The organism is Streptomyces sp. NPDC047108 (assembly GCF_040643575.1).
In the GTDB taxonomy this organism is placed as follows: domain Bacteria; phylum Actinomycetota; class Actinomycetes; order Streptomycetales; family Streptomycetaceae; genus Streptomyces.
The window spans coordinates 1-18,093 of the sequence record NZ_JBEYUP010000030.1; the positions used below are offsets into that span (position 1 = coordinate 1).

The 18,093-nt window shown below is 73.2% G+C and carries 1 protein-coding gene; it reads left to right on the forward strand.

Features of this window, described 5'->3' with window-relative positions; translation table 11 throughout:
- Nucleotides 1-25 precede the first annotated feature (25 nt).
- Nucleotides 26-18,064 (forward strand): type I polyketide synthase, encoded by an 18,039-nt coding sequence (locus tag ABZ822_RS31315; protein ID WP_360861621.1) that lies wholly within the window; start codon nt 26-28, stop codon nt 18,062-18,064.
- Nucleotides 18,065-18,093 lie beyond the last annotated feature (29 nt).

The window sequence follows — 18,093 nt, forward strand, 5'->3', positions numbered from 1 at the left end:
GCGCTTCGCCGATGCCGTACGCAGCATGGACGGCCAGGGCGTCCGCCGGTTCCTCGAACTCGGCCCCGACGGCACCCTGACCGCCCTCGCCCAGGAATCCGGGACGGACGAAGACCGGCTGTTCGTCCCGGCGTTGGGCAAGGACCGGCGGGAGGCCGGGACGGTCGTCGCTGCCGTGGCCGCGGCCTTCACGCGGGGTACCGACGCGGACTGGTCGAAGCTCCTGCCCGCCGTGCCGTGGGTGGAGCTGCCGACCTACGCATTCCAGCACGCGACCTACTGGCCGACGGCCTCCGGCCCTCAACCCGTAACCCAGCCCGGTGGCGAGATCGATGCTCGTTTCTGGGAGGCGGTCGAGCGCGAGGATCTGGAGGGGCTTGCCGGGACGCTGGATCTCGACGAGGAGGTCGTCGGAGCTGTTCTGCCCGCTCTGACCTCCTGGCGGCGACAGAGCGTGGAGCAGGCCGCCGTGGACCACCTGCGCTACCGCGTCGACTGGCGGCCGCTGACCGGAGTCCCCGGCTCGGCAGTCCTCTCCGGACGCTGGCTGGCGGTCGAGCACCCGGGACTCACCACGGACGCGTGGACGGATTCAGTGCTCGACGGTCTCGCAGCCTGCGGCGCCGAGGTGGAGCGAGTGGTGTGCGAGGCCGGCATGGGCCGAGCCGAATGGGCCGCTTGCCTGGAGGATGTCGGTCCGGTTGCGGGTGTGGTGTCGCTGCTGGCGCTGACGGAGGGTTCGGGCGGGGGTGGGCTGCCGCTGGCTGTGTCGGGGTCGGTGGGTCTGGTGCAGGCGCTGGGTGATGCCGGTGTGGCGGCTCCGTTGTGGGTGGTGACGCGGGGTGCGGTGCCGGTGGGTCGTTCGGACGGTCCGGTCGACGCTGTGCAAGGAGCCGTGTGGGGCCTGGGCCGCGTGGCCGCCCTCGAAGACCCCGACCGATGGGGTGGTCTCGTCGACCTGCCTCCGTCGATCGATCGCCGTACGTCCGGGCGGCTGGCCGCTGTTCTGGGCGGGGTCGGTGATGAGGATCAGGTGGCGGTGCGGGCTTCGGGTGTGTTCGGCCGTCGGCTGGAGCGCGTCCCCGCCGTCGATGAGGGCGACGCGGGTTGGCGTCCTCGGGGGACGGTGTTGATCACGGGTGGTACGGGTGCGTTGGGCGCTCATGTGGCCCGGTGGGCGGCCGCGGAGGGCGCCGGTCATCTGGTGCTGGCCAGTCGCCGGGGCCCTGATGCTCCGGGTGTTGCCGCGTTGCGGGATGACCTGGCCGCCTCGGGTGCGGACGTGACCGTTGTCGCCTGTGATGTGGCTGATCGTGCGGCTGTGGAGGGGCTGCTGGCGGAGTATCCGGTGGATGCGGTGGTGCATGCGGCGGGTGCTGTGGTGAATGTGCCGCTGGGTGAGGTGTCGTCGGAGGATCTGGAGGCGGTCTGGGCGGCGAAGGTGCTGGGGGCTGCGCATCTGGATGCGGTTCTGGGAGAGCGCCCGGTTGATGCGTTTGTGACGTTTTCGTCCATTGCTGGTGTGTGGGGCAGTGGGGGCCAGGCGGGCTACGCGGCGGCCAATGCGTTCCTGGACGCTCTGGTGGTGGCGCGTCGTGGGCGTGGGCTGGCGGGGACGTCGGTGGCCTGGGGTCCGTGGGCGGAGGGTGGTATGGCCGCCGGTGCGGTGGCGGCGGAGGCGTTGCGGCGGCGTGGTCTGGTGGCGTTGGAGCCGGGCCGGGCGGTCGGCGCGCTGGCCCGGGTCGTACCCGGCGGGGATGCGGTGCAGGTCGTGGCCGATGTCGACTGGGAACGGTTCGCCCCCGCGTACACCAGTGTCCGTCCCAGCGCGCTGCTGGCCGACCTTCCCGAAGCACGCACCGCCCTCACCACCACGACAACGGAGTCGATCGCCGGCGACGCGGCCGGTTCGGAACTGCGCGACCGGCTGGGCCCCTTGTCCGCCGCCGAGCGCCAACGGGCGCTGCTGGAGCTGGTATCGGGCCGTGCCGCTCAGGTCCTCGGCCATGCGAGCGGCGGCTCGGTGGAGGCCGCGAGGTCCTTCCGCGATCTCGGCTTCGACTCCCTCACGGCCGTCGAGCTGCGCAACCGGCTCACCGCCGAGACCGGCCTCAAGCTGCCCAGCACCCTCGTCTTCGACCACCCCACGCCCTCGGCTCTCGCGCGGCTGTTGCGCGCGAAGCTGTTCGCCGAGGACACCGACCGCGGAACGGACGCCCTGCTGCCCGTCCCGTACCCGACGTCCACGACGGACGACCCGATCGTCATCGTCGGCATGGCCTGCCGCCTGCCCGGTCGCGTCGCCGGTCCCGACGACCTGTGGCGACTGGTCACCGAAGGCACCGACGCCATCTCCGACTTCCCCACCGACCGGGGCTGGGACCTCGACGCCCTCCACGGTTCCGCGGACGCGGACGGCCGGGGCGGCCGCAGCCACACCCGCGCGGGGGGCTTCCTCTACGACGCCGCCCAGTTCGACCCCGCCTTCTTCGGCATCTCGCCCCGCGAGGCCCTCGCCGTCGATCCGCAGCAGCGGCTGCTGCTGGAGACCTCCTGGGAGGCCCTGGAACACGCGGCGATCAGGCCGGACTCACTGCAGGGGAGCCGTACGGGCGTGTTCGTCGGTGCCGGCAGCTCCGGATACGGCGCCGGGCTGCGCGAAGTGCCCGAGGGGCTCGGCGGCCAGCTGTTGACCGGTGTCGCGGGCAGCGTCGTCTCCGGCCGTGTCGCGTACACCTTCGGCTTCGAGGGGCCCGCGGTGACCGTGGACACCGCCTGCTCGTCCTCCTTGGTGGCCCTGCACCTGGCCGGGCAGGCCCTGCGGTCGGCCGAGTGCGACCTGGCACTGGTCGGCGGCGTGACCGTGCTGGCCGACCCGGGCGCGTTCGTCGAGTTCAGCTCGCAGGGCGGTCTGGCGGCCGATGGCCGGTGCAAGGCGTTCTCCGATGATGCGGACGGGACGGGCTGGGCCGAGGGTGTGGGTGTGCTCGTCGTGGAGCGGCTTTCGGATGCGCGTCGCAACGGGCATCCGGTGCTGGCGGTGGTGGCGGGTTCGGCGGTCAATCAGGACGGTGCGAGCAACGGCCTGACCGCGCCCAACGGGCCCTCGCAGCAGCGCGTCATCCGGCAGGCCCTCGCCGGGGCGGGACTCGCCCCGGCCGACGTGGACGCCGTGGAGGGACACGGCACCGGCACGACGCTGGGCGATCCGATCGAGGCGCAGGCCCTCCTGGACACCTACGGCCAGGACCGCGAACGGCCCCTGCTGCTCGGCTCGTTGAAGTCCAACATCGGGCACACTCAGGCGGCCGCCGGCGTCGCCGGTGTCATCAAGATGGTGCTGGCCATGAACCACGGCCTGCTGCCGCGCACCCTGCACGTGGAGCGGCCGTCGTCCCACGTCGACTGGTCGGCCGGGGACATCGGGCTCCTGACGGACAACACCGAGTGGCCCCGGGTCGAAGGGCGTCCGCGCCGGGCCGGCGTGTCGGCGTTCGGCGTGTCCGGGACCAACGCTCACGTCGTCCTGGAACAGGCACTCCCGGACCCGTCCGCGCCGGACCCGTCCGCGCCGGAGGCGTCGGCCCCGGGACAGCCCTCCGCGGAAACGCCTGTCCCCGGGGAGCCGCCGTCCGGCGAGTCCCCGGCCGCATCCGAGGCCGGTGCCCGGAACGACGGCGGCCCAGAGCCCGTGCTACTGCCCTGGGTTGTCTCCGGCCGCAGCCGTGCCGCGCTGTGTGCCCAGGCCGAGCGGCTGGCGGCCTTCGTCGCGGGCCGTCCCGATGCCACGGCGCCCGAGGTCGCCGCGTCCCTCCTCGGCTCCCGCTCGGTCTTCGAGCACCGGGCCGTGGTGTGGGGCGCCGACCGCGAGGAGTTGCTGTCCACGCTCCATGCGGTCGCGGCCGGTGAGGAGACCGACGGGGCCGTCATCGGCTCCGCGCTCGACGACGGCCGTACGGCGTTCCTCTTCGCGGGCCAGGGATCACAACGCCTGGGCATGGGGCGACAGTTGTACGAGGCGTACGCGGTCTTCGCGGATGCCTTCGATGCCGTGTGCGCCCACGTGGATGCCGAACTTCCGCGTCCGCTGCGGGAGGTGGTCTTCGGCGAGGACGCCGATCTGCTGAACCGTACGGAGTACGCGCAGCCCGCGTTGTTCGCGCTCGAAGTGGCGTTGTTCCGGCTGCTGGAGAGCTGGGGTGTGCGGCCGGATGTGCTGATCGGGCATTCCATCGGCGCGTTGGCGGCGGCGCATGTCGCGGGTGTGTGGTCCCTGGCGGACGCCTGCCGACTGGTGGCGGCACGCGGCCGGTTGATGCAGGCGTTGCCCGAGGGCGGGGCGATGGTTTCGCTCCAGGCTTCGGAGGAGGACGTCCTGCCGCTGCTGGAGGGACGGGAGGCCGAGGCCGGCATCGCAGCCGTCAACGGACCGCTGTCCGTCGTCGTCTCCGGCACCGAGGACGCGGTGAGCGAGATCGCCGCCGCGGCCGAGACGATGGGCAGGCGGACCCGGAGGCTGCGGGTCAGCCATGCGTTCCACTCCCCGCTGATGGAGCCGATGCTCGCCGACTTCCGTGCCGTCGCCGAGAGCGTCGCGTACGCGACGCCGCGCGTTCCCGTCGTCTCCGACGCCACCGGAGCCGCCGCCACCGCCGAGGAGCTGGCCTCGCCCGAGTTCTGGGTGCGGCACGTCCGGGACGCGGTCCGCTTCGCCGACGGCGTCCGCACCCTGGCCGACCTGAACGTCACCCGCTTCCTGGAGCTGGGTCCAGACAGCACGCTGACGGCACTCGCCCAGTCGTGCCTGTCCACGGTGGACGGGCTGCAGGTGCCCGTGCTGCGGGACGACCGTCCCGAAGCGCGGACCGTGCTGTCGGCCGTGTCCGCTCTCTTCGCGCGGGGCGTCGACGTGGACTGGGCGGCGGCCCTGCCGTCGCTGCTCCGCGCGAAGAGGATCGCCCTGCCCACGTACGCCTTCCAGCGCAGGCGCTACTGGCTCGAGGTCCCCGCGGGAACCGGCGACGCCACCGCCCTGGGCCTCGCCCCCACCGGCCATCCGCTCCTCGCCGCGGCCCTGCCCGTCGCAGGCAGCGGCACCGTCGTGCTGACCGGCCGGCTGTCGCTGCGCTCGCACCCGTGGCTGGCGGACCACCGGCTCGCGGGGGCCGCCGTCGTACCCAGCACCGCGCTCCTGGAGGTCGCGGTCCACGCGGGCGACCAGGTGGGCTGCGGCGAGGTACGCGAACTCACCCTGGAGGCGCCGCTGACGGTGCCCGAGCAGGGCGCGGTACGGCTCCAGGTCCGGATCGAGGAACCGGATGCCCGCGGCACCCGCGCTCTGGCCGTGTACTCCCGCCCCGACGATGCGGGCTCCGGCGGCCCGCAGGCCGGCGAGGTGCGCTCCGCCGATGCCCCGTGGACCCGTCACGCCGGTGGCCTGCTCGTGCCCGGCGGCGCCACGGACGGGCGACCGGGGGCCGACGCGGAGCAGGACGCCGACTTCGCCGTCTGGCCGCCGACCGGCGCCGAACCGGTCGAGATCGGCGACCTGTACGAACGGCTGGCGGCCGACGCAGGCCTGGCGTACGGCCCCGCGTTCCAGGCGCTGACCGGAGTCTGGCGGCGCGGCGGCGACGTCTACGCCGAGGTCGCGCTCGGTGAGGAGACGCGCGAGCAGGCGCGGCGGTTCGGCATGCACCCGGCACTGCTGGACGCGGCGCTGCACCCGCTGGGACTCGGCCTGCCGGAGGGGCTGGGCGAGGGGCACCTGCTGTTCGCCTGGCAGCGCGCCACGCTCCTCGCCGAGGGCGCCGGCACGCTGCGCGTCCGGCTGACACGGTGCGCGGAGGACGCGGTGACGCTCCGGGCGGCCGACGCCTCCGGGCAACCGGTCCTCGTCGTCGAGTCGCTGCGGCTGCGCCCCGCCTCGGGCGGACAGGCACCGGCGTCAGGAGCCGTGCACGCTGAGAGCCGTGCGGACACCGCGCCCGTGACGGACACCGCCGTGACGGACACCGCGCCCGTGACGGACACCGCGCCCGCGACGGACCGTACGGACACCACGCCCGCCTCGCCCCGTACGGACACCGCCCCTGAAGCCGAGCACTCCACGGGGCCCGCTCGTCCCGCCGCCCCACCGCGGCCGGTGCGCCGTCGCGCCGCCGATGCGGCCGGCGCGGCCGACGGAGAGGGACTGCTGGGGCGGCTCGCCGGCCGGTCCGCGGCCGAACGGCATCGCGTGTTGCTCGACCTCGTCCGCCGCAAGGTGGCCGCGGTCCTGGACTACGTCGATGTCGAAGAGGTGGAGCCCTCCCGCGTCTTCAAGGATCTGGGCTTCGCCTCCATCACCGCCGTAGAGCTGCGCAACCGGCTCAGCGCCGACATCGGCGTCCTGCTGCCCGCCACCCTGGTCTTCGACCACCCGACGCCGCTCGCGCTCGCCGCGCATCTCGACGAGGAACTCTTCGGAGCACGGCCCGACTCCGCGGTGCCGACCGCCTCCCGGGCCCGCCTCGACGACGATCCGATCGTCGTGGTCGGCATGGCCTGCCGCTACCCGGGCGGCATCACCAGCCCCGAAGAACTGTGGGACCTGGTGGCGAACCGGGGCGACGGCATCTCCTCGTTCCCCGCCGACCGCGGCTGGGACCTCGCGGGACTCTACGACCCCGACCCGGACCACCCGGGCACCTGCTACGCCCGCGAGGGCGGATTCCTGCACAACGCCGGCCACTTCGACCCCGGCTTCTTCGGCATCTCCCCGCGCGAAGCCGTCGCCATGGACCCGCAGCAGCGGCTGCTGCTGGAGACCTCGTGGGAGGCGCTCGAGCGGGCCGGCATCGACCCGGTGTCCCAGCGCGGCAGCCTCACCGGTGTCTTCGCCGGCGTCACCTACCAGGACTACGTCGGCATCCTCGGCGCCGCCAAGGACGACTTCGAGGGCTACATCGGCACCGGCAACTCGCCCAGCGTCCTGTCCGGCCGCATCGCCTACGCCCTGGGGCTGGAGGGTCCGGCCCTGTCCGTCGACACCGCCTGCTCGTCCTCGCTCGTCGCGCTGCACCTCGGGGTGCAGGCGCTGCGGCAGGGTGAGTGCGACCTGGCGCTGGCCGGTGGTGTCACCGTCATGTCGACTCCGGGCTCCCTCATCGAGTTCAGCCGGCAGCGGGCGCTCGCCGAGGACGGGCGCTGCAAGCCGTTCTCCGCGGACGCCGACGGAGCGAGCTGGGCCGAGGGCGTCGGCATGGTCGTTCTGGAACGGCTGTCCGACGCGCGGCGCAACGGCCGTCCCGTCCTCGCGGTCGTCCAGGGCAGCGCCCTCAACCAGGACGGCGCCTCCAACGGACTGACCGCCCCCAACGGCCCCTCGCAGCAGCGGGTCATCCGCGCGGCGCTGGCCGGGGGCGGACTGACCCCCGCGGACGTCGACGCCGTCGAGGCGCACGGCACCGGTACGACGCTGGGCGATCCGATCGAGGCGCAGGCCCTGATCGCGGTCTACGGTCAGGACCGTCCGGAGGACCGGCCCCTGTGGCTGGGATCGCTGAAGTCCAACATCGGCCATTCCCAGGCGGCAGCCGGTGTCGGCGGGGTCATCAAGATGGTCATGGCCCTCCGCAACGGGGAACTCCCGCCCACCCTGCACGCAGAGAACCCCACCGACGAGGTCGACTGGTCCGCCGGCACCGTGCGACTGCTCAACGAGCCTGTGACATGGCCCGAGTCCGGCCGTCCGCGCCGCGCCGGCGTCTCCTCGTTCGGCATGAGCGGCACCAACGCGCACGTCATCATCGAGCAGGCCCCGGACGACACCGCGTCTCACGACGGCGCCGCCGCACCGCGGGACACGCGCTCCGCCCAGGACGACGGGCGCGGACAGCAGGGCCGGCAGGACCAGCAGGACCAGCAGGACCAGCACGACCGACGGGACCGCCACGACGAGTCCGACGCCCGCCCCGCGCTGCCGTTGGTGCCCGCCGCCCTGTCGGCCCGCACCTCCGAGGGACTGCGCGCCCAGGCCGGTCGGCTGCTCGCCCACCTCCGTGCCCGTCCCGAGGCCGGAATCACCGACCTGGGGTTGTCCCTGGCCACCACCCGTACGGCGTTCGAGCAGCGGGCCGTGGTGCTCGCCGCCGACCGCGACGGTCTGGAGCGGGGGCTCCGCGACATAGCCGACGACACCCCGGTCAGCGACGTCGTCCGCGGCGTCGACCGGCGCGGCACCGGACCCGTGCTGGTGTTCCCCGGCCAGGGTGCGCAGTGGGCCGGAATGGGCCGCGAACTCCTCGACACCGCACCGGAGTTCGCCCGCCGCATCGCCGAGTGCGAGCAGGCGCTCGAACCATACGTGGACTGGTCGCTGACCGCCGCCCTCCGCGGTGGACCGGATGCCCCCGACCTCGATCGGGTGGACGTCGTCCAGCCCGTCCTGTGGGCCGTGATGGTCTCCCTCGCCCATCTGTGGCGTTCGTACGGCGTCGAGCCCGCCGCCGTCGTCGGCCACAGCCAGGGCGAGATCGCCGCGGCCGTCGTCGCCGGTGCCCTGTCGATCGAGGACGGCGCCCGCGTCGCCGCCCTGCGCTCCCGGGCCATCACCGCCATCGCGGGTGACGGCGGCATGATGTCGGTCCCGCTCCCGGCCGACGAGGTGCGCGCCCGCCTGGAGCCGTACGGCGACCGGCTCGCCGTCGCCGCCGTCAACGGCCCCGCGTCGTCCGTCGTCTCCGGCGCCGCCGACGACCTGGACCGGCTGTTCACCGAACTGACCGGCGACGGCGTCCAGGCCCGGAAGGTCGCCGTGGACTACGGCAGCCACTCCAACCACGTCGAACCCATCCGCGAACAGGTCCTCGACTCGCTCGCCGAACTCCGGCCGCTGCCCCCCGAGATCCCCTTCCGTTCCTCGGTGACCGGCGACTGGCTGGACGACGACACCGTCCCCGACGCCACCTACTGGTACACCAACCTGCGGGAGACCGTCCGCTTCGAGGACGCGGTCCGCGGCCTGCTCGCCGACGGCCACCGCGCCTTCATCGAGGTCGGACCGCACCCCGTCGTCGCGTTCGGGCTCCGCGAGACCATCGAGGACGCCGCTGCCGACGCCGCCGTGCTCGGCACCCTCCGGCGCGACCAGGGCGGACTGGACCGCTTCCTGACCTCCCTCGCCGAGGCCCACGCCCAGGGCGTTGCCGTCGACTGGCGGAGCGTCTTCGCCGGCACCGGCGCCCAGCGGGTCGACCTGCCCACGTACGCCTTCCAACGGCTGCCGTTCTGGCCGGAGTTGCGGGACGCGGATGCCGGACCCGAGGACGGCGCCGCCGTCACCGACGAGGTGGAGGGCCGGTTCTGGCGGTCCGTGGAGGACGAGGACCTCGACAGTCTCACCGCCGCCCTCGACCTCGGTGGCGACACTCCTCTGCGCGACGTGCTGCCCGCGCTCTCCGCGTGGCGGCGCAGCAGCAAGGAGCAGTCCACCGTCGACGGCTGGCGCTACACCGTCGGCTGGACCCCGCTCACCCAGGACACCGCTGCCGCGCCCCCGGCCGGGACCTGGCTCCTCGTCGTCCCCGCCGCGGGACACGCTCTGGCGGACGCCACCCGGCAGGCCCTCGGCGCTCACGGCGTTCCCTTCCGGGTCGTACCCGTCGACGGCGGCAGCCCCGAGACCGACCGCGAGGGCCTGGCCGCGCTGCTTACCGCCGCGCTCGCCGGCCCGGGCACCACCACCGGCAGGGGTACCAGTACGGGCACGGACACCACCACCGGCACGGACACGACCGGCACGGACACCAGCGGTACCGGAACGGCCACCGACGGGGACGCCGGCCCGGACACCGGAACACCTCCCGCCCTCGAACCCGGCGACCTCGGCGGCGTCCTGTCGTTCCTCGCCCTCGACGAGAGCCCGCACCCCGACCACTCGTCGGTCCCCTCCGGGCTCGCCGGCACCCTCACCCTCCTCCAGGCACTCGGGGACCTCGGCGTCACCGCACCCCTCTGGTGCGCCACCCGCGGTGCCGTCGCCGTCACCGGCTCGGAGACCGTCCTCAGCGCTCCTCAGGCCCTCGTCTGGGGTCTGGGCCGGGTCGTCGCCCTGGAGCACTCCGACCGCTGGGGCGGCCTCGTCGATCTGCCCGCCGTCCTCGACCGGCGGGCGGGCGACCGGCTGTGCGCCCTGCTCGCCCGGCCCGACGGAGAGGACCAGACCGCCGTACGCGCGTCCGGCACCTACGGTCGCCGTCTGCAGCGCGCCCCGCTCGCCGGCGCGACCCCGCCCGACGAGAGCTGGCGTCCGCGCGGAACCGTCCTGATCACCGGCGGAACCGGCGCTGTCGGCGGGCACATATCCCGCTGGCTCGCGTCCCTCGGCGCCGAACATCTGCTGCTCACCAGCCGCCGGGGGGCCGACGCGCCAGGCGCGGCCGAACTGACGGCCGAGTTGACCGAGTTGGGTGCCGGGCGCGTCACCCTCGCCGCGTGCGACGTCGCCGACCGCGACGCCCTGCGCGAACTCCTCGGCTCCGTCCCCGAGGAGCAGCCGCTCGACGCCGTCCTGCACATCGCAGGAACGCTCGACGACGGCGTCATCGACGGTCTCGAACCCGGCCGTATGGACCCGGTGCTGGCCACCAAAGCCACCGCCGCCGTGAACCTGCACGAACTGACGGCCGGCCTCGACCTGTCCGCTTTCGTGCTCTTCTCCTCGACCTCCGGCACCATCAGCGGCCCCGGCCTCGGCAACTACGCGCCCGGCAACGCCTTCCTGGACGCCCTCGCCCAGCAGCGGCGCTCCCTGGGCCTGCCCGCCACCTCCGTCGCCTGGGGCCACTGGGCGGACGGCGGCATGGGCGACGGCGCGGTCGGCGAACGCCTGCGCCGCTACGGCGTCTACGACATGCCGCCCGAACTGGCCTGCCAGGCCCTCCAGCAGGCACTCGACCACGGGGAGACCTATCTCGCCGTGACCGACATCGGCTGGGATCGCTTCGCGCCCGCCTTCACCGGCTCCCGTCCCAGCGCCCTGCTGCGGGACCTGCCCGACGCGCGGCGTGTCCTCGACCCGGCGCACGGAACGGCCTCCGCCGGGACCAGCGGCGACGTCTTCGGCGGTGACGCCGCGGAGGGCGACACGCCCGCGCTCCGCCGCCACCTGGCCGGCCTCGCCGGCGCCGAACGGTCCGACGCCGTCCTCGAGGTCGTACGCGGCTACGTGGCCACAGTCCTCGGCTACCCCGGACCGCAGGCCGTCGAGCCGACCAGTGCCTTCAGCGACCTCGGCTTCGACTCGCTGAGCGCCGTCGAACTCCGCAACGGCATGAACAAGATCACTGGGCTGCGTCTCCCGGCGACCCTGGTCTTCGACTACCCCAACTGCGCCGAGCTGGCCCGGATGCTCCTCGGCGAACTGGGCGACGTGTCCGACGCCGACGACGGCCTGCCCGCCATGGCGGGGACCACTTCCGCGTCCGCACCCGTGACCGACGACCCGATCGTCATCACCGCGATGAGCTGCCGCTTCCCCGGAGGGGCGGATACCCCCGAGGCCTACTGGCGTCTGCTCGCCGACGGCGCCGACGCCATCGGCCCGTTCCCTGCCGACCGCGGCTGGGACGTCGACAACCTCTACCACCCCGACCCCGACAACCCTGGGACCTGCACCGCCCGCGAAGGCGGATTCCTGCGGGACATGGCCGAGTTCGACCCCGCCTTCTTCGGTGTCTCCCCGCGTGAGGCTTTGGCGATGGATCCGCAGCAGCGGTTGCTGCTGGAGCTGGCGTGGGAGGCGTTCGAGCGGGCCGGGATCGACCCGATGTCGCTGCGCGGCTCCCGTACCGGAGTCTTCGCCGGCACCAACGGCAACGACTACACCCCGCTCCTCGTCGCATCCGGCGAGGACGTCGGCGGCCACCTCGGGACCGGCAACGCGGCGAGCATCGTCTCCGGCCGTGTGTCGTACGCCCTGGGTCTGGAGGGGCCCGCGGTGACGGTGGACACGGCGTGTTCGGCCGCCCTGGTGGCGTTGCATCTGGCGGTGCAGGCGTTGCGTGCGGGTGAGTGTGATCGGGCGTTGGCCGGTGGTGTGACGGTGATGTCGACGCCGGGGTTGTTCCTGGACTTCAGTCGTCAGCGGGGGTTGGCGTCGGACGGTCGGTGCAAGGCGTTCTCGGACGGGGCGGATGGTGCCGGGTTCTCCGAGGGTGCGGGTCTGGTGCTGGTGGAGCGGCTGTCGGACGCGGAGGCGTCCGGGCGTCCGGTTCTGGCGGTTGTACGCGGTAGTGCGGTCAATCAGGACGGTGCGAGCAATGGTCTGACGGCGCCGAACGGTCCTTCGCAGCAGCGGGTGATCCGTGCGGCGTTGTCTTCGGCCGGGTTGAAGCCGGGCGATGTGGACGCGGTGGAGGCGCATGGCACGGGTACGTCGCTGGGTGATCCGATCGAGGCGCAGGCGCTGCTGGCGACCTATGGGCAGGACCGTGAACGGCCGCTGTGGCTGGGGGCGGTGAAGTCGAACATCGGCCACACGCAGGCCGCCGCGGGCATCGCCGGAGTCATCAAGATGGTGCTCGCCCTGCAGCAGGGCAGGCTGCCGCGGACCCTGCACGCGGACGAGCCGTCGTCCCACGTCGACTGGTCCGCCGGCGCGGTCGACCTGTTGACGGACGGCGCCGACTGGCCGCGCGCCGAGGGACGGACGCGCCGCGCTGGTGTGTCGTCGTTCGGTCTCAGTGGGACGAACGCGCACGTGGTGCTGGAAGAGCCCCCGGTCCTGGAGCCGGTGGTCCCGGAGGAGTCGGCGGTTCCGTGTTCGCCGGTCGTGCGCGGTGCGGTGCCGTGGGTGGTGTCGGGTCGTTCGGCTGCAGCGTTGCGGGCGCAGGCGGCGCGGCTCGCGGAGTTCACGACCGGCGATGCGGCGCCGGGCGTCGTGGAGGTCGCCGGGTCTCTGGTGCGGTCGCGGTCGTTGTTCGAGCACCGGGCCGTGGTCTGGGGCGCCGACCGCGACGATGTGCTGCGGGGACTGGAGGCGGTCGCATCCGGTACGGAGGCGGTCAACGCGGCGACCGGCACGGCCCGGCGTGATGTGCGAACGGCGTTCCTCTTCGCCGGGCAAGGCGCACAACGCCTGCACATGGGCCGGGAGTTGTACGACACCCGCCCCGCCTTCGCGGATGCCTTCGACGCGGCCTGCGCCCATCTCGACACCGAACTTCCGCTCTCCCTCCGCGAGGTGGTGTTCGGCGACGACGGCGAGCTGCTGAACCGTACGGAGTTCGCGCAGCCCGCGCTGTTCGCGCTGGAAGTGGCGCTGTTCCGGCTGCTGGAGTCGTGGGGTGTGCGGCCCGACGTGCTCGCGGGGCACTCCATCGGCGAGATCGCGGCAGCCCATGTGGCGGGTGTGTGGTCGCTGGCCGATGCCTGCCGGTTGGTCGCGGCCCGGGGCCGGTTGATGCAGGCGCTGCCCGAGGGCGGCGCGATGGTCGCGGTCCAGGCCTCCGAGGACGAGGTGCTGCCCCTGCTGAACGACCGACTCGGTCTCGCCGCCGTCAACGGCCCGCAGGCGGTTGTGGTCGCCGGCTCCGCCGATGCCGTCGAGGAACTCGCCGCACAGTTCCGGGCCCAGGACCGCAAGGCCACGGCCCTGCGGGTGAGCCACGCCTTCCACTCGCCCCTGATGGAGCCGATGCTCGCGGACTTCCGCGAGGTGGCGGAGAGCCTGTCCTACGAGCGGCCGAAGCTGCCTCTCGTGTCCACGCTCACCGGAGAGACCGCCACCGAGGACGCGTTGATGTCACCGGACCACTGGGTGGAGCACGTCCGCCGCACCGTCCGGTACGCCGATGCCATCGGCGCCCTCGCCGACCACGGCGTGGGCCGCTTCCTCGAACTCGGCCCCGACGGAACCCTCACCGCCCTCGCACAGACCGCCCTGGAGGACGCCGGGGCAGCGGTACTCGTCCCCGCGCTCCGCAAGGACCGGCCCGAGGGGACGAGCGTCCTCGCGGCGCTCGCCGCGCTGTTCGTCCACGGCGCCGACACCGACTGGCGTCGGACCATCGACGGCAGCGACCCGACCAGGTCCGGGAACCCGAGCACGTCCGTGAACCTGCCCACGTACGCCTTCCAGCGCCGCCGGTACTGGCCGAACCTGACCGGTGTCACCCTCGGCGACCTCGGCTCGGCGGGTGTCGGCTCGGCCGGGCACCCGCTGCTGGGCGCCGCCGTGCGGGTGGCCGGCAGCGACGAGGCCCTGTTCACCGGACGCCTCTCGCTCAGGACGCACCCCTGGCTGCGCGACCACGCCGTGACCGGCACGGTCCTTTTCCCGGGCACCGGATTCCTCGAACTCGCCCTGTGCGCCGCCGGACAGCTCGGCTACGACCGCGTCGAGGAACTGACCATCGCAGCCCCGCTGGTCGTGCCCGAGCGCACCGGGCGGCTGGTGCAGGTCCGGGCGGGTGCACCCGACGAGACGGACACGCGCACGGTGGAGGTGTACTCCCGCGCCGAGGACGCCCTCGACACCGATCCGTGGACGCTCAACGCAAGCGGCTCGCTCGTCTCCGGCCCGCCGGCCGGCGACACCGCGGCCCCCGACCTGTCCGCATGGCCACCGCCGAACGCCGAGGCCGTCCCCATGGAGGGCTTCTACGACCGGTTCGCCGAGGCCGGATTCGCCTACGGGCCCGTCTTCCAGGGGCTGCGCGCGGTCTGGCGGCGCGGCGACGAGGTGTTCGCCGAGGTCGGCCTGCCCGACGACCACGAACGGCTGGCCGGTGACTTCGGCGTCCACCCGGCACTGCTGGACTCGGCCCTGCACGCGATGATGTTCGTGTCACTGGCCGACGCCGGGCAGGGGCGGCTGCCGTTCTCCTGGAGCGGAGTGTCGCTGCGCGCGTCCGGTGCGCGGGCGCTGCGCGTACGGATGGTGCAGTCCGGTCCGGAAGCGGTCGCCCTGCACCTCGCCGACCCGACGGGCGGCCCGGTCGCGTCCGTCGAGTCGCTGCTGCTGCGCCAGGTCTCCGGCGACCTTGCCGCCGGCGCCGAGGCCGAAGGACACCGGGACGGCCTCTTCCAGGTGGACTGGACGAAGGTGTCCCCGCTCGAGCAGGAAGCTTCCGGGGACGGTGCGTCGGCGGTCGTCGGTGACAGGGATCTACTGCCCGGCGTCCCGACGTACCCGGCTCTGGCCGAGCTGCCTTCCGTGGTCCCCGCGCGTGTCCTGTTCGGGGCGGGACCCGGCCTGAGCGGTGAGGGCGGTGACGTACCGGAGGCCGCCCGCGCGGTCACCGGTCGCGTCCTGGAGGCCGTACAGGCCTGGCTGGCCGACGAACGGTTCGAGGAGTCCCGTCTGGTGATCGTCACGGAGGGGGCGGTCACGCTCGACGAGACGGCTCCGGACCCTGCCCTGGCCGCGGTCTGGGGACTGGTGCGGGCGGCGCGTGCCGAGGCGCCGGACCGGTTCGCGCTGGTCGACACGGACGGCACGGACGCGTCCCGCGCCGCGCTCGACCGGGCCCTGGCGTCGGGCGAACCGGAGATCGCGCTCCGGGACGGCGTGACGCACGCACCGCGCCTCGGCCGAGTCCCGGCAGGTGGCCAACTCCCGCTTCCGGCGGACGAGTCGGCCTGGCACTTGGACAGCCGGGAGAAGGGCACCCTGGACACCCTCGCCCTGACTCCCTTCCCGGAGGCCGAGGCCGGGTTGGAGGAGGGGCAGGTCCGTATCGGGGTGCGGGCGGCGGGTGTCAACTTCCGCGATGTGCTCAACGCCCTCGGAATGTACCCGGGCGAGGCGGGCCTGCTCGGCGGCGAAGGCGCCGGTGTGGTGACCGAGGTCGGTCCGGGTGTGGCGGATTTGGTCGTGGGTGACCGGGTGTTCGGCATGTTCCCCGGCTCTTTCGGTCCGGTTGTGGTGGCGGATGCGCGGACGGTGGTGCGGGTTCCGGCGGGGTGGTCGTTCGCGGAGGCTGCGTCGGTGCCGATCGTGTTTCTGACGGCGCTCTACGCGTTGAGGGATCTGGGGGGTGTGCGGTCGGGGGAGTCGGTGCTGGTGCATGCGGCGGCCGGTGGTGTGGGTATGGCTGCGACGCAGTTGGCGCGTCATCTGGGTGCTGAGGTGTTCGGTACGGCGAGCGTGGGGAAGTGGGACACGCTGCGCGGCCTCGGTTTGGATGATGCGCACATCGCTTCGTCGCGGGACACGGATTTCGAGCAGGCTTTTCTCGCTGCGACCGGTGGTCGTGGTGTGGATGTGGTGCTGGACTCTCTCGCGGGGGAGTTCGTGGACGCGTCGCTGCGGCTGTTGCCGCGTGGTGGCCGTTTCCTGGAGATGGGAAAGACCGATGTCCGGGATGCCGTTGAGGTTGCTGCCGGGCATTCCGGGGTGAGGTATCGGGCGTTCGATCTGTGGGACGCGGGGGCGGAGCGGATCGGGCAGATGCTGTCCGAGCTGGTCACCCTGTTCGAGGCGGGAGTTCTGCGGCCGCTTCCGGTGACGTGCTGGGATGTGCGGCGTGCTCCGGAGGCGTTCCGGTATCTCTCCCAGGCTCGGCATGTGGGCAAGGTTGTTCTCACCGTTCCCGCGCCGCTGGATCCCGCCGGCACGGTGCTGGTCACCGGTGGTACGGGTGGTCTGGGCGCGTTGGTGGCCCGGCATCTGGTCGCCGAACACCGTATCCGGCATCTGTTGTTGGTGAGCCGTCGTGGCCTGGAGGCCCCCGGGGCGGGCGAACTCGTGGCGGATCTGGCCGATTTGGGAGCGTCGGTCGAGGTGGCGGCTGTGGATGTCGCCGATCGGGACGATCTCGCCGCAGCGCTTCACGCCATCTCCGCGGACCGTCCGCTGACCGCTGTGGTGCATACGGCCGGTGTCCTGGACGACGGTGTGGTGGCTTCTCTCACCCCCGAGCGGCTGGCACTCGTCATGCGGCCGAAGGCGGATGCGGCTGTCCATCTGCACGAGCTGACCCGTGATGCCGACCTGTCGGCGTTCGTCCTCTTCTCCTCCGTCGCCGGTACATTCGGCGGCGCCGGGCAGGCCAACTACGCGGCTGCCAACGCCTTCTTGGACGCCTTTGCCGCGGGCCGCCGTTCCTCCGGGCTGCCCGCGACCTCCCTGGCCTGGGGCCCGTGGGCTCCCGGTACGGGCATGACCGCCGAGCTGACCGAGGCCGATCTGCGCCGTATGGCGCGCGGCGGTATGCAGCCCCTCACCCCCGAACAGGGCCTCGAACTGCTCGACACCGCAGGGCTCGTGGCCGGGGCTGCCCCCGCGCACCGAGCGCTGCTGCTACCGGTGCACCTCGACCTTCGGACGCTGCGGGCGCACGCCGAAGCCGTACCACCGCTGCTGCGCGGGCTGGTACGGGCTCCGGCGCGGCGTGCCGCGGAGACAGCGGCGGCCGGTGCGGCCGCGCAGCAGGACCTCGGGTCCGTGCTCGCGGCGCTCGCCCCGGCCGACCGCGAGCAGTATCTGGTCGACCTGGTGTGTGCGCAGGCCGCAGCGACCCTCGGCCACGCCTCGGCGGACGAGATCGAACCGGACCAGGCGTTCAAGGAGTTGGGCTTCGACTCGCTCACCGCCGTGGAACTGCGGAACCGTCTCAACGCCGCCACCAGGCTGCGGCTTCCGGCCACGCTGGTCTTCGACCATCCGACACCGTCGGTGCTGGCCGGTCATCTGCTGGAGGAGATCCCCGTGCCGGAGGCGTCCGGCCCGGGTGGTGGTGAGGGCTCCGGCGGGGCCGTGACGGCGGTGCCGCTGCTGGCCGAGCTCGACCGTCTGGAGTCCGTGCTCGCCGCCGCGGCGGGCGGTGGGGACGACCCGGCGACCATCACTTCCCGGCTGCAGTTGCTGACGGCGAAGTGGCAGGAGATGGCAGCGAAGAACGGCGGTCCCGGACGCGGCAACGACACCGGTACGGGCAACGGAACCGGTCCCGCCTCCGCCTCCGGTGCCGGGGATTCCGGAGCATCACCCTCGGACGCCGACGACGGAGAACTCGACTCCGTGGAGACGGCGGACGAGTTGTTCGACCTGATCGACAAAGAACTGGGGCAGTCGTGATCAGCCGCGGGGAACCGTCGGCATCGGCT